Origin of the sequence: Pseudarthrobacter enclensis, assembly GCF_030811655.1 — a bacterium.
Classification (GTDB): domain Bacteria; phylum Actinomycetota; class Actinomycetes; order Actinomycetales; family Micrococcaceae; genus Arthrobacter; species Arthrobacter enclensis_A.
The window spans coordinates 1-13,973 of record NZ_JAUSRE010000001.1 but is presented as its reverse complement, the minus strand read 5'-3'; the positions used below and the strand labels follow the sequence as shown (position 1 = coordinate 13,973).

The 13,973-nt window shown below is 66.2% G+C and carries 15 protein-coding genes; 5 read left to right on the top strand and 10 right to left on the bottom strand.

The features are described from left to right. Positions 1-19: 19 nt before the first annotated feature. Both J2X98_RS00075 and J2X98_RS00070 read right to left on the bottom strand, forming a co-directional pair. On the bottom strand, positions 20-1,237 hold the full coding sequence (locus J2X98_RS00075) for an amidohydrolase (RefSeq protein ID WP_307303282.1): 1,218 nt from the start codon (positions 1,235-1,237) through the stop codon (positions 20-22). 99 nt (positions 1,238-1,336) lie between these two features. Next, positions 1,337-2,470 carry a mannose-1-phosphate guanylyltransferase gene (locus tag J2X98_RS00070; RefSeq protein ID WP_141940548.1) on the bottom strand — a complete coding sequence of 378 codons (1,134 nt, stop codon included), beginning with the start codon at positions 2,468-2,470 and terminating at the stop codon, positions 1,337-1,339. A 291-nt stretch (positions 2,471-2,761) separates the two neighbouring features. Here J2X98_RS00070 and sdhC point away from each other — a divergent pair, with 291 nt between their 5' ends. From sdhC to J2X98_RS00045, 5 genes are all read left to right on the top strand, one after another. Further along, the gene (gene sdhC, locus J2X98_RS00065; RefSeq protein ID WP_081620212.1) at positions 2,762-3,142 is read left to right on the top strand and encodes a succinate dehydrogenase, cytochrome b556 subunit; all 381 of its coding nucleotides are present in this window, start codon (positions 2,762-2,764) and stop codon (positions 3,140-3,142) included. A gap of 3 nt (positions 3,143-3,145) precedes the next feature. Further along, positions 3,146-3,607, top strand: coding sequence for a succinate dehydrogenase hydrophobic membrane anchor subunit (locus J2X98_RS00060; RefSeq protein WP_307303280.1), 462 nt, complete (start codon positions 3,146-3,148; stop codon positions 3,605-3,607). A 108-nt stretch (positions 3,608-3,715) separates the two neighbouring features. Then, entirely contained in the window at positions 3,716-5,515 is a 1,800-nt protein-coding gene (gene sdhA, locus J2X98_RS00055; RefSeq protein ID WP_141940546.1) for a succinate dehydrogenase flavoprotein subunit, read from the top strand. A gap of 1 nt (position 5,516) precedes the next feature. Next, positions 5,517-6,299, top strand: coding sequence for a succinate dehydrogenase iron-sulfur subunit (locus J2X98_RS00050; protein ID WP_141940545.1), 783 nt, complete (start codon positions 5,517-5,519; stop codon positions 6,297-6,299). Between the two features lie 92 nt (positions 6,300-6,391). Next, positions 6,392-7,168: an alpha/beta hydrolase family protein gene (locus tag J2X98_RS00045; protein WP_141940544.1), complete on the top strand. Its 777-nt coding sequence runs from the start codon at positions 6,392-6,394 to the stop codon at positions 7,166-7,168. A gap of 27 nt (positions 7,169-7,195) precedes the next feature. Here the strand turns inward: J2X98_RS00045 and J2X98_RS00040 are convergent, their stop codons facing one another. From J2X98_RS00040 to J2X98_RS00005, 8 genes are all read right to left on the bottom strand, one after another. After that, positions 7,196-8,167: a YihY/virulence factor BrkB family protein gene (locus J2X98_RS00040; RefSeq protein ID WP_307303690.1), complete on the bottom strand. Its 972-nt coding sequence runs from the start codon at positions 8,165-8,167 to the stop codon at positions 7,196-7,198. Between the two features lie 58 nt (positions 8,168-8,225). After that, complete coding sequence (locus J2X98_RS00035) at positions 8,226-8,930, bottom strand: 2'-5' RNA ligase family protein (RefSeq protein ID WP_141940542.1); 705 nt, start codon at positions 8,928-8,930, stop codon at positions 8,226-8,228. A gap of 4 nt (positions 8,931-8,934) precedes the next feature. Continuing rightward, a complete protein-coding gene (gene trpS, locus J2X98_RS00030) occupies positions 8,935-9,978 on the bottom strand; it encodes a tryptophan--tRNA ligase (RefSeq protein ID WP_141940541.1) in 1,044 nt (347 codons plus the stop codon). 16 nt (positions 9,979-9,994) lie between these two features. Continuing rightward, positions 9,995-10,828, bottom strand: coding sequence for an exodeoxyribonuclease III (locus J2X98_RS00025; protein WP_307303273.1), 834 nt, complete (start codon positions 10,826-10,828; stop codon positions 9,995-9,997). 10 nt (positions 10,829-10,838) lie between these two features. Continuing rightward, complete coding sequence (locus J2X98_RS00020; protein ID WP_141940539.1) at positions 10,839-11,402, bottom strand: hypothetical protein; 564 nt, start codon at positions 11,400-11,402, stop codon at positions 10,839-10,841. Positions 11,403-11,476: 74 nt separating this feature from the next. Beyond that, positions 11,477-11,794 carry an SHOCT domain-containing protein gene (locus J2X98_RS00015; RefSeq protein WP_307303270.1) on the bottom strand — a complete coding sequence of 106 codons (318 nt, stop codon included), beginning with the start codon at positions 11,792-11,794 and terminating at the stop codon, positions 11,477-11,479. Positions 11,795-11,944: 150 nt separating this feature from the next. Further along, positions 11,945-12,610, bottom strand: coding sequence for a response regulator (locus J2X98_RS00010; protein ID WP_141940537.1), 666 nt, complete (start codon positions 12,608-12,610; stop codon positions 11,945-11,947). Next, entirely contained in the window at positions 12,607-13,743 is a 1,137-nt protein-coding gene (locus J2X98_RS00005) for a sensor histidine kinase (RefSeq protein WP_307303267.1), read from the bottom strand. Before J2X98_RS00005 ends, J2X98_RS00010 begins: the two co-directional genes overlap by 4 nt. Positions 13,744-13,973 lie beyond the last annotated feature (230 nt).

The window sequence follows — 13,973 nt, the reverse complement described above, 5'->3', positions numbered from 1 at the left end:
GGCGAGGACAGTGTCCCGGCTAGGGAACCGGCGCCTGCTCGAGGTCCCGGACGGTGCGCAGGGCTGCTGCGGCGAGGACGCGGATGCCCATGCCCAGCGACCGCTCGTCCAGGATGTAGTCGCCGCGGTGGAGGTCGTAGTCCTCGCCGCCCGGGGTTTTGGTGCCCAGTCGCATCATCGCTCCGGGAAGTTCGGCCAGGAACCACGCAAAGTCCTCGCCGCCCATGGATTGCGGGGTCAGCACCACGGCGTTCTCGCCGATTTCAGCGCGGGCGGCAGCCTCGATAATGGCGGTCTCATGCTCGGAGTTCACTACAGGGGGCACTCCCCTGGTGTGCTCCAGGTGCACGTCCACGCCGTAGGGCGCCGCCACCTGGTGGACCACCTCGTCCAGGAGTTCACCGGCAGCGTGCCAGGCGTCCCGGTCCAGGCACCGCATGGTGCCTGCCATGTAGCCGGTGCCGGGGATGGCGTTGGGTGCGGAGCCGGCCGTGATCTGGCCCCACACCACGGACACGCCGCTGCGGACATCCACCCGGCGGGACAGCACCGCAGGGACGTTGACCGCGATCTGGGCCAAAGCGAACACCAGGTCCTCGGTGAGGTGCGGACGTGAGGTGTGCCCGCCCCGGCCGGAGAGTTCGATCCGGATGGTGTCCGAGGCCGAGGTGATGGCACCGATGCGCGTTCCCACCTTGCCCACTTCAATCCGAGGGTCGCAGTGGAGCGCCAGAATGCGGGGAACCCCCTCCAGGACGCCCTGCTCGATGCAGGAGTGCGCTCCGCCGGGCATCGTTTCCTCGGCCGGCTGGAAGATGATCCGGACGGTGGCGCCAAGCGGCGTTTCCTGGTGCATCCGCTGCAGGACCAGGGCAATGCCCAGCATGGTGGTGGTGTGCACGTCGTGCCCGCAGGCGTGGGTCACGCCGTGGTTCCTGGACGCGAACGGCAGGCCGGTTTCCTCGATGATGGGCAGGGCGTCGATGTCACCGCGGAGGGCGGTGGCAATGGGGCCTTCGCCCACATCCACCGTCAGGCCGGTGCCCTCCAGGCGGCGTGGGGACAGGCCGGCCGCTTCGAGCCGCTCGGCCAGCTTTTCAGTGGTGCGGAATTCCTTGAAGGACAGTTCCGGGTGCGCATGGAGGTCCCTCCGGAATTCGATCAGTTCCGGCAGGAGCGGTTCGAGCCACGGAGCCACCAAAGCGGTGGGCTCGGCTGCAGTAGTGTAATTGCGCACTGCTTCACTCTAGCGAGGGTGCCCGCTTTAGCACCCATTCACTGACGCAGCATTACATCGGAACCTGCCGGCACGCGCGGCGCCGGCAGGTTGTGCCGGCTAAAGAACGTCCGTGTCCCCGCTTGCCTTCAGAGCGTCCACGGCGGCCTTTACCCGCTGGGAATTGGCCATGGTGGTCACCAGCAGGGCATCCGGGGTATCGACGATGACGACGTCCTGGATGCCGATCAGCGCGATCACGCGCTTGGTGTCCGTGACCACCACGCCGCTGGAGTTCTCGGTGAAGACGCGGGCGCCTTCACCGAGGACGGTGACGTCGTCCACTTCCTTGGCGCTGTTCAGCCGGCCGACCGAGGCGAAGTCGCCAACGTCGTCCCAGCGGAAGGACCCGGGCACGACGGCGACGTCCCCGGCTTCGGCGGCGGGCTCGGCCACTGCGTAGTCGATGGCGATCTTGGGCAGGGTGGGCCAGATGCGGGCGGTGACCTCGTCACGCTGCGGGGTGTCCCAGGCGCGTGCGATTTCCTGCAGGCCCTGGAACAGTTCGGGCTGGTTGGCCTCGAGGTGCTTGAGCATCAGCGAGACGGGCGCCACGAACATGCCGGCGTTCCACACGTAGTCGCCGCTGTCCACGTACTGCTGGGCCACCACCTCGTCGGGCTTCTCGACGAACTCCACCACGTCATGGGCGCTCGGCGCTCCCTCGACATTCAATGCCTTGCCGGAACGGATGTAGCCGAAACCGGTGGAGGGGTGGGTGGGCTTGATGCCGATGGTGACGATCTTGCCCGCGGCGGCCGTGTGGATCGCCTCGCGGACAGCCTGCTGGAACAGCGCATCCGGGCTGATCACCTGGTCAGCGGCGAAGGAACCCATAATGGTGTCGGGATCGCGCTCATGCAGGATCGCCGCGGCAAGGCCGATGGCTGCGGCCGAGTCCTTGGGCTCCGACTCAAGGACCAGGTCGGCGTCGTGGACCTCGGGAAGCTGGCGGCACACCGCTTCACGGTGCGCCTTGCCGGTCACCACCAGCATCCGGTCGCCAGCCAGCGGGTGCAGGCGGTCATATGTGGCGCGCAGCAAAGTGCTGCCGGATCCCGTGAGATCGTGAAGGAACTTGGGAGCTGCTGCTCGTGACAGAGGCCAGAGGCGGGTCCCCACTCCGCCTGCCGGAATCACCGCAATGAAGCGGTCAAGGGGTGAAGCCGGGCTTGTCACTTTGTCTGTACTCATCACGGCTACTTTAGCCGAAGGGGGGCAAGTGGCTCCTGTGATGACACCGGCCGTGATGTCACCGGCGCACCGTGATTCGCCCCGCCGCCGGGTCCAAATGCGGCCAATGGTGTGGTGTTGGTCTCATTTAGGGCGAAAATCCGCACCAGCACTGGGCACCAACGAACGTCTAAATTGAATAAGCTGTAAGCGGAGCCTAGATTTAGGCCTGAGCTACGAGTGCTCTCGCAGCAGGCGTTCCCCCCGCATGGATCTCATGCCAGCGCCGCTGTGTTGCAGGGAGGTTTATCAGTGCCGACAAAACCAGCTGGCACCTTGTACCGCGGCCGTGAAGGCATGTGGTCCTGGGTAGGACACCGCATTACCGGTGTAGTGATCTTTTTCTTCTTGTTGGTCCACGTGCTGGACACCTCCTTGGTGCGTGTGTCACCGGAGGCCTACACCGCTGTCATCGGCGCCTACAAGAACCCGCTGATGGCATTGGGCGAGACCGGCCTCGTCGCCGCCATCGTTTTCCACGCCTTCAACGGCCTGCGGATCATTGCGGTCGACTTCTGGAAGAAGGGTGCCAAGTACCAGCGCCAGATGCTGTGGGCAGTGCTGGCCCTCTGGGTTGTGACCATGGTCGCCTTCTCCATCCGCCACCTGTCCCTCGCCCTCGGAGGTCACTAAGCCATGACTGCAACGATCGAGAGCCCCCGCAGCGGGCGGATCGCCCCCCGGTACCGCCGGAGCGGCGGCGCCAAGGGCAACTTCGAGATGATCGCCTGGCTGTTCATGCGCCTCTCCGGCGTGGTGCTGGTGGTCCTCATCTTCGGCCACCTGTTCGTGAACCTCATGGTGGGCGAGGGCATCCACGCCATCGACTTCGGGTTCGTGGCCGGCAAGTGGGCTGACCCGTTCTGGCAGTTCTGGGACCTTGCCATGCTGTGGCTGGCCATGCTGCACGGCACCAACGGTGTCCGCACCATCATCAACGACTACGCGGAGAAGACGTCCACCCGCCGCTGGCTGAAGACGGTTCTCTATGCGGCCGCAGTGGTCATCATCCTCCTTGGCACGCTGGTGATCTTTACCTTCAACCCGTGCCCCGTGGTGAACGGCGTCGCCCTTCCGGGCGGATTCTGCCCTGCCTAGCACTGGCACCACCCCGGGCCCGCGGGCATTGCCGCGGGCCCTGTTTTGCGGAGCAGGCAAAGCCGCCCCGTTGTTTCATAGCGAATTTTGAGAGAAAGAGCGTCTGGTATGCAGGTCCATAAGTACGACGTCGTCATCGTCGGTGCCGGTGGCGCTGGCATGCGCGCCGCGATCGAATCCGGTCAGCGCGCGCGCACAGCAGTACTGACCAAGCTCTACCCCACCCGCTCGCACACCGGTGCGGCACAGGGTGGCATGTGCGCAGCCCTTGCCAACGTCGAGGAAGACAACTGGGAATGGCACACGTTCGACACCGTCAAGGGCGGCGACTACCTGGTTGACCAGGACGCCGCGGAGGTCATGGCCAAGGAAGCCATCGACGCGGTGCTGGACCTGGAAAAGATGGGCCTGCCGTTCAACCGGACGCCCGAAGGCCGGATCGACCAGCGCCGGTTCGGTGGCCACACCCGCGACCACGGCAAGGCTCCGGTCCGCCGGGCATGCTACGCCGCGGACCGCACCGGCCACATGATCCTGCAGACCCTGTACCAAAACTGCGTCAAGCACAACGTCGAGTTCTACAACGAGTACTACGTCCTGGACCTGCTGACGGTCGAAGAGGATGCTGTCCGCCCCGACGGCACGCCCTACAAGCAGAAGCGCGTGGCCGGCGTCGTGTCCTACGACCTCGCCTCCGGTGAACTGCACGTGTTCCAGGCCAAGTCCGTGGTCTTCGCATCCGGCGGCGCCGGCAAGGTCTTCAAGACCACGTCCAACGCCCACACCCTGACCGGTGACGGTATGGGCATCGCATTCCGCCGCGGCATCCCGCTGGAGGACATGGAGTTCTTCCAGTTCCACCCCACCGGCCTTGCCGGACTGGGCATCCTGCTGTCCGAGGCCGCCCGCGGTGAAGGTGCCATCCTCCGCAACTCCGAGGGTGAGCGCTTCATGGAGCGCTACGCCCCCACCATCAAGGACCTGGCACCGCGTGACATCGTGGCCCGCTCCATGGCCAACGAGGTCCGCGAAGGCCGCGGCTGCGGCCCGAACAAGGACTACGTCCTCCTGGACCTGACCCACCTGGAGCCGGCACACATCGACGCCAAGCTTCCGGACATCACCGAGTTCGCCCGCACCTACCTGGGCGTGGAACCGTACACCGAGCCGGTGCCGGTATTCCCCACGGCGCACTACGCCATGGGCGGCATCCCCACGAACATCGAGACCGAGGTCCTGCAGGACAACGACACCGTGATCCCCGGCCTCTTCGCCGCCGGTGAAGTGGCCTGCGTATCCGTCCACGGCTCCAACCGGCTGGGCACCAACTCGCTCCTGGACATCAACGTGTTCGGCAAGCGCGCCGGCATCGCCGCTGCGGAGTACTCCAAGACCGCCCCGTTCGTGGAGCTGCCGGAGAACCCGCTGGCCTACACCACCGAACTGCTGGACATTGCCCGCAACGGCACCGGCGACGAGAAGGTGGCGCAGATCCGCAAGGAACTGCAGGACACGATGGACGCCAACATGCAGGTGTTCCGCACGGCGGACACCCTGAACCAGGTGCTGCGCGACATTGCCTCCTTCGAGGAGCGGTACAAGCGCATCAACGTCCAGGACAAGGGCAAGCGCTTCAACCTGGACCTGCTCGAGGCCGTTGAGCTCGGCTTCCTGCTGGAACTGGCCAAGGTCATGACCGTGGCCGCACTGCACCGCGAGGAATCCCGCGGCGGACACTTCCGCGAGGACTTCCCCGAGCGTGACGACGAGAAATTCATGAAGCACTCCATGGCGTACAAGGATGACCATGCGCCGGCCGACGGATCGGCGGAATCAATCGCCGGCATCCGCCTCGCCACCAAGCCGGTTGTCTTTACCCGCTACGAGCCGATGGTGAGGAAGTACTAAGATGACCGCTGAAATCGCTGAGCCAGCCTCAAAGGTTGAACTTCCTGCCGGCGTCGGCGGAGGCGGGGAAATCCCCACGTTCGACGTCCACATGCGGGTCCGCCGCTACAACCCGGAGGTTTCCGGGGAAGCCACCTGGGACGACTTCCACCTGACCATGTACGGCACGGACCGCGTGCTTGATGCCCTGCACAAGGTCAAGTGGGAAATGGACGGCACCCTGTCGTTCCGCCGCTCCTGCGCCCACGGTGTGTGCGGCTCGGACGCCATGCGCATCAACGGCCGAAACCGCCTTGCCTGCAAGACGCTGCTGAAGGACCTGGACACGTCCAAGCCCATCACAGTGGAGCCCATCAAGGGCCTGCCGGTGGAGAAGGACCTGATCGTGGACATGGAACCGTTCTTCCAGTCGTACCGCGAAGTCATGCCGTTCCTCATCAACAAGGGCCACGAGCCTACCCGCGAACGCCTGCAGTCCGCAGAGGACCGGGAACGCTTCGACGACACCACCAAGTGCATCCTGTGCGCCGCGTGCACGTCCTCCTGCCCCGTGTTCTGGACGGACGGGCAGTACTTCGGTCCCGCAGCGATCGTCAACGCACACCGCTTCATCTTCGATTCCCGTGACGATGCCGGTGACATGCGCCTGGAAATCCTCAACGACAAGGAAGGCGTGTGGCGCTGCCGCACCACCTTCAACTGCACCGAGGCATGCCCGCGCGGCATCCAGGTCACGCAGGCCATCGCGGAGGTCAAGCAGGCCATCCTGGCCCGCCGGATCTAGTCGCGTCCAACAACAGGTACAACGGCCGACGGCGTCGCCCACCACACGTGGTGGCGGCGCCGTCGTTCGTTTTGGCACAGAAAGGGGACGGCATGTCCCGCTCCGAAAAAGTCTCCTTTGCCGGTTCCACGGGCGAAATGCTGTCCGGCATCATCGACGTCCCGGAAGGTCCGGTTAAGGGGTGGGGCGTCTTCTCGCACGGCTTCACGCTGGGCAAGGACAGCCCCTCCGCAGCCCGCATGTGCAAGGCGCTGGCGGACAGCGGCATTGGCATGCTGCGCTTCGACAACGTGGGACTGGGCGGCTCTGCCGGTGAATGGTCCGCGGGGTCCTTCAGCCACAAAGTGGCTGACACGGTAAAGGCTGCGGAGTTCATGCGCAGCGAAGGGAAGGAGATTTCGCTCCTGGTGGGGCACTCCTTTGGCGGCGCCGCCGTGCTTGCGGCCGCGCGGGAGATCCCGGAGCTCGATGCCGTTGCCACGGTGGGCGCACCCTTCTCCCCCAAGCACGTGGCGCACGTCTTCGATGCAGCGCTGGACAGGATCCTCAGCGAGGGCAGTGCCGAGGTGGACCTTGGCGGCAAGCGGGTGGAAATCCGCCGTCATTTCGTCGAGGACCTGGAGAACGCAGACCTGACGGACTGCATCCGGCAGCTGCACAAGCCCCTGATGGTGCTGCACTCCCCCACCGACAACACGGTGGGGATCGAGAACGCCAGCACCATCTTCCAGACCGCCAGGCACCCGCGGAACTTCGTATCGCTGGAGGGAAGCGACCACCTGCTGACGGGCAAGGGCCAGGCTGCCCGGGCCGCCCGGATCATCGCCGCCTGGGCAGACCAGTACCTGGACGCCGGGAACGGCTCCTAGAACGGCACCGGAGGCCATCCCCTGTGGTCAGGTCTGGGGCGTCGCTCGGCGCGCCCCGAGGATGGCTTTCCGGGGAGAGCTGCCGGAGTCCAGGTCGGCCTCCCGCACGGCTGCCCAGCCTGCGGAGACAAGGTAGACCTGGCTGACCAGGTTGAACCAGATCAAGAGCCCGATGATGACGGCGAACGAGGCCAGGAGGGGGTTGCGGCTGGCCCCGCCCAGGAGCTCGGTGCTGAAGATCTGCAGCACAGTAGTGCCCAGGGCGGCGAGGATGGTGCCCTCAAGCAGGGCCTGGCGTGAGAGCTTCAGGCCCGCTGCCAGCCGGTACATGATCAGCGCGGTAACCCAATTCAGCACCAGCGGGACGAAGATTTTGACGGACGTGGTGAGTGGACCGGCCAGGGCTTCGGTAAGGTGCAGGAAGTTCGAAACCCAGCCGGCCGCCGTGCCGAATACCAGTGACGCACCCGCGCTGAGTACCAGGGCCACCCCCAGCAGCAGGAGGGTTCCGGCGTCGCGGAGTTTCAGCAGGATGGGGTTGACCATCAGTGGCGGCAGTTGCAGCATGCCACGGAGGCCGTCCCGCAGGCCGTTGATCCAGCCGAGGGACGTGACAACCGTGACCACGGCACTGATGATGGCGGTCCAGCCAAGGCTGCCGGGATTGAGCAGGTCCTTGGGATCCACCAGGCCCTGGCCGCCATTGATCTTCAGCAGGCCGGGGGCGCTGGTGGCCACGCTCTTGATGATCGTGTCCAGCAGCGCCGGTTGACTGCTCAGCACCAGGCCAGCCACGGAAAAGCCGGTGGCCAGCAGGCCGGTGATGGAGAAGAACATGGTGAAGCCGATGCCGGCGCTCATCAAGGGCCCGTAGTGGAGGCTGTAATGCCGGAACGCGCGCATGGGCCGCAGGACGTTCACGCGGGCAGTGAGCCACTGCACAAGGGCCATCAGGGCGGCGAACCTGGCTCCGGTCCTGCGCACCCTGTTCCACTCCATCCGCTTCTGGATGACCTCCAGCTTCAGCTGGGCGTGCTCAGTGGGCAGCGGCTGCTGGTTACCCTGCGTCCGTTGGGGTGTCCGCGGCATCGCCCCTGAAGCGGGTGTCGCCGTGGTTGTCAGTTTCGGTCCCAAAGTCCAGCTCTTCCCGTAGCTGCCAGATGCCGTCGGCATCATGCTCATAGAGTCCCATGCTAACCACGGGGAAGGTTGCCCTGTAGTTCTTCAGCACCGTTTCGGCCTCATCGAGGCTTTCGGGGGCAACATCGTGCGCGATGGTTACGTGGGGATGGTAGGCAAAGGGCAGTTCGCGGTGGAGCGGGCCCTGCTGGAGCTTGCGGTGCAGGTCCACGCAGTGATCAAACCCGTCCTCCACGTTGATGAAGACCACGGGAGAAACCGGCCGGAAGGTTCCGGTCCCGGCGATGGTGACCATAAAGGGGCTCTGGCACCTGGCCACTTCGCGCACGTGCCGGCGGGTGGCCTCCCAGTCCTGGGTGGGGGTGGTGGTCACCAGGGTGATATGTGCCGGTACCACGCCCGCCATGGGGTCGCCGAAAGACGCCCGCCATCGCTGGAGTTCTTCGGCGATCTCCGGCGGAAAACCCAGGATGACGCCCACGCTGATTTCGTCGCTGGGCGTCACGCTTTGTTCGGCGCCGGGGCTCTTGCCTGACTGGTCTCCGATTCGGTCGGCCAGGGTCCGCTCGGCCTGGGCGGCAGAGCGGGCACCTCCCCTGGCGGTGACGTTTCCCGAAGACATGGCGCTAGCGGACTCCTGCGAGGCTGAGGGACGGCAGGAAGCCCATGCGCTGGTACACCTGGCCCAGGGTGACCGAGGCAATCTCGCGGGCCCGTTCCGCGCCGAGGGCCAGCAGCCTGTCGAGTTCCGCGGGATCGGCCATGAGTTCGTTGGTCCGGTTGCGCAGGGGGGTGATGAAGTCCACCACCACCTCGGCGAGGTCCACTTTGAGGTGGCCGTACATTTTGCCCTGGTATTCGGCTTCCAGGTCCGCCACGGACTTGCCCGTAAGGGAGGAGAAGATGGTCAGCAGGTTGGAGACCCCCGGTTTCTCCTCCGGGTCGAAGCGGATGTCCGTGCCGGCGTCTGTCACTGCGGACTTGATGCGCTTGGCGGCGATCTTGGGATCTTCCAGGAGCTGGATGGCGCCGTTGGGGGACTCCCCCGTCTTCGACATTTTGGCGCTGGGATTCTGGAGGTCGTAGATCTTGGCGCTTTCCTTGACGATGGTCGCCTCGGGAACGGTGAACGTGTGGCCAAACCGGGTGTTGAACCGTTGGGCCAGGTTCCGGGTGAGTTCAAGGTGCTGCCGCTGGTCCTCACCCACGGGCACGAGATCACTCTGGTAAAGGAGGATGTCCGCGGCCATCAGGGTGGGGTAGGCAAAGAGGCCCAGCGTGGCGGCGTCGGCGCCGGACTTCTGGGTTTTGTCTTTGAACTGCGTCATCCGCGACGCCTCGCCGAATCCCGTGATGCAGTTCAAGGCCCATGCAAGCTGGGCATGCTCGGGAACATGGGACTGGACAAAGAAGATGCTCTTGTCGGGGTCGATCCCGGCGGCAATGTACTGGGCAGCCACGATCCGGGTGCGCTTTGCCAGTTCCGAGGGGTCGAAATCCACGGTGATGGCATGCAGGTCCGGGATGAAGAAGACGGCGTCATACTCCGCCTGCATGTCCACCCAGTTGCGCACGGCTCCGATGTAGTTGCCCAGGTGCAGGGAATCGGCGGTGGGCTTGGCGCCGGACAGGATGCGCTTTTTGGCGGTGGGGGAAGTCTGGGTGGTCATGGAAAAACTTTCGGGCTTAGAGCTGGTAGTCCACTACCAGCGGGGCGTGGTCGGAGAAGCGGGTGTCCCAGGAGGCTGCACGGTCAACGACCGCCGAAATGGCGGACGCCGCCAGCCCGGGAGTGGCCAGGTGGTAGTCGATGCGCCAGCCGGTGTCGTTGTCGAACGCCTTGCCGCGCCAGGACCACCACGTGTAGGGCCCGTCGACGTCGCCGGCCAGGTTCCTGTGGACATCGTGCCAACCGATCTCCTCGCCCAGGAAACGGTCGAAGTAGGCGCGTTCCTCCGGGAGGTGCCCGGCCTTCTTGACGTTGCCTTTGGAGTTCCTGATGTCCCTGGGCGTGTGGGCGACGTTCAGGTCCCCCACCACCAGGGCGTGGTCGCTGTGCTTGGTCAGCTCCGGAAGCCGGGTGCTCATAACGTCCAGGAAGCGGAACTTGTCGTCCTGTTTGGGGGTCCCCACTTCGCCCGAATGCACATAAGCGCTGGCAACGGTGAGCTGGACAGGGTTCCCTGCGGCATCCGGGACGCGGAAGTCGGCCTCAACCCAGCGGCCGGCAGTGGCGAAGTAGTCGTCGCCGATGCCGTTCCTGGTGTCGAGCGGTTCCTGGCGGGACGCTATGGCGACGCCGGCACGGCCTTTGGCTTCCGCTTCGGCGTGCAGGATGTGCCAGCCATCCCCCAGCAGCTCCCGGACGATCACGTCAGGGGCGCGCACTTCCTGCAGGCAGAGAATGTCCACTTCGCGCGGCTCCAGCCACGCCGCCATGCCGTTTTTGTAGGCAGCCCGGAGGCCGTTGACGTTCACGGATGCGATGCGGATGTGGTCCTTGTTCAATGCCGAGCTCACCCGCTCCACTCTAGTCGATGATGGTCCCGGTCACCGGCTCGCCGCTGCCGCCGGAAGACTTGATCATGTCCCTGGCGTTGGTGGCCGTGATCTCGATCGTCTCCAGGGCGCGGTTGATGGTGTCCTGGTTGGCGGCAGCGCCCTTGGCGCGTTCCTCCTCCACCACGCGGACCTGCACCTGGACGATCTTGAAGGAGTGGTCCAGCTTCAGGTCCCGCACTTCGTCAGCTTCGCGGCGCTCGTAGATGACGCGTGTGCCGCCCTGGTCCGCAGCTGTATGGGCCGGCGCGCGTCCGGTGGCCGTGTGGAAGGCGCTCTGCGCCTCTGAGAGCTTCGCCCCTGCCTTCTTGGCGGCCCGCTGGATGCTGAAGACCACAAACGCTGCCAGCGCCAGCCAGAAAGCGGCAATGACGGCGACAACCCAGCCCACGACGTCGTTCTGGTTGGCGGCGAAGATGACCGCCACAATGAAGGCAGTCACCAGCACCATCAGGCCCGGCCCGCTGATCCGGAACATCGAAAAGCCGCCCCTGGCGGGTTTGGAGGATGACGAAGAGCTGCCCAAAGTTCGCATGGAGCTATTGTCTCAAACGGTGGACCGTGCTCCCGCCGCCTTCCACCTCGGGCGAACAGCGCGGGAGCAATCGGTCACTTCTGGCGTCGGTCTCCGCTGCGCAGGACCTCCAGCCGCTGCCGGAACTCTGTCTCGTCGACCTCGCCGCGGGCATAGCGTTCGCGCAGCACTCCTTCGGCCCCCTGGCCGGCTGCCCAGTGCTGGTTCCGGCGCCAGGTCCTGCGGGCCACGAAGATGAACAGCGCGATCACCAGGATCCAGAAGAGCGGGAACAACAGGAACCAGGGGGAAAAGGCACCGTGCCAGGATCCGTAGGCGACTGTGTCGGCTGGCACCTGCGCAGCCGCGGACAGGGCTGCGGCGGACAGTGCGGTGGTCAGTGAAGGCAACATTTTCGTTCTCCAGACTTTCTCAACAGGCCGGGGATCCGGCCTTGTATCGAGTCTCGTTGCCGGAGCCTGCGGGCGCGTCCGGCGGCGGGAGTCACCTGCACCCGGCCGCGTACTCCCCTGGGAGTCCGGCGGCTGCACCCGATGCCGGGGTCAGCCTGCCCAGCCCGGCCTGACGAGGCCGGATTCGTAGGCCAGGACCACCAGTTGCGCCCTGTCCCTGACCATCAGCTTCGCCATGATCCGCGAGACATGCGTCTTTGCCGTGAGCGGAGTGATGAACAGCCGGTCCGCTATTTCGGCGTTGTTCAACCCCTCCCCCACAAGCTGCAGGACTTCCCGTTCCCTCTCGGTGATGCGGTCCAGCGCCACGGGCGGTTCGGCGGCGCGGGAGTGGCGTGCCAGCTGGGCCATGATCCTCCGGGTGACAGACGGCGACAGCAGCGCATCGCCGTCATGCACGATGCGGACCGCGCGCAGGAGCTCGGCCGGTTCGGTGTCCTTGACCAGGAAACCGGCGGCACCGGCCCGCACGGCCTCGGCGATGTATTCATCCAGCTCGAAGGTGGTGAGGATGACCACCCGGGTACCGGACAGCGAGGGATCGGAGAGGATCTGGCGCGTTGCCTCCAAGCCGTCACCGTCCGGCATGCGGATATCCATCAGCACCACGTCGGGGTGGTATTGGCGGGCGAGCCGCGCCGCTTCGCGACCCGTCCCGCATTCCGCCACCACCTTCATGTCGGCTTCTGCGTCCAGCAGCGCCCGGAAGCCCGCACGGATGAGGTTCTGGTCATCGGCAAGCAAGATGCTGATCATCCTGGTTCCTGCCCTGCACGGGCGGGCAGCGGGAGGACCGCGCGGACCCGCCAGCCCGTACCGGACGGTGCTGGCCCGAGCCCAAGCCTGCCGCCCAAAGCTGCCACCCGCTCCCTCATGCCGGTGATGCCGTTACCTTCGGGCAGTGTGCCGGCCCCGGCACCGTCGTCGTCAATGGTCACCAGCAGCTCCCCTTTCGCAGCGTGGATGGAAACCTGGGCCGTCCGCGCCCCGGAATGCCGGACCACATTGGTCAGCGCCTCCTGGATGATCCGGTACGCCGTTTCCTGCACTGCAGCGGGAACGTGTTCCGTACCCGGGCCGGCCTGAAGCCGGACCTCGAGCCCGGCCCGCCGCGCGTTGTCAACGAGTTCCGGGACCCGGTCCAGGCTCGGCCGGCTGGTGGGGCTCAACGGCGCATCTTCCCGGAGGACGCCCAGCAGCTGCCGGACCTCGGCCAGTGATTCCCTGCTCGCTGCCTTGATGGTCTCCAGGGCGGGCCGGAACTGCGCCGGATCCTTCTCACCCAGGTGCAGCGCCACCGAAGCCCGAACATTGATCAGGGACAGCGAATGGGCCACCACGTCATGGATGTCCCGGGCCAGGGCAAGCCGGTATTCGTCGCGGGCAGCCTGCTCCGCCGCGGCCTCCTGGCGGCGCCGTTCGGCCAGCCGTTCGCCGCGGAACCGCACCCCTTCGCCGATCAGGACCAGGATGGCCAGCCATGAGGAACCGGCAAATGCGCGGACGAACGCCGTTTCGTCGCCGCTGCGTGCGGCGGCAAGAAACAACGCCAGGATTCCTGCCGCCGCCCCCAACCATGCCGCAGCGCGCTTTCCGGCCGCCGCCGTCAGGATCAGGGCCAGCGCGACGGACAGGACCACCGGACCCCAGGCGTAGCCCATGGCAAGGTACGCTGCGGTGGCCCCGGCGGCGACGGGCAGCATCACCAGCGGCGCGCGCCGGCGAAAGGCCAGGGCTGCGGGGCCCAGCAGCAGAAGTGCCAGTGCCAGCGGATCCAGCGGGACGTGGCCGGGCTGCCGTGAGGACGCGAACGCCGACCCTGCCACCTGGATCACGGCGACCACCACCACGATGACGGCGGTGGGCGGTCCCCTGAAACGGTGCTGCATGGTCCGAGCCTATTCCCGCGGACTGTGAAAGTCGTCAGGTGGGCGGCGTAGCGCCCGTACTCCTCCTGGAGTAGGTGCACGGGCCCGCCTCGGCGGGCCTGCCGGCGCTACGGCCGACGGCGGGGGGGGGGGGGGCGTCGCGGGACGCCCGCGCCCCGCGCCCGGCGCGCCGGCGGGGGCGGGCAGCGACCCCCCCACCCCACCGCGGCGCGGGCCCCCAGAACACAAGG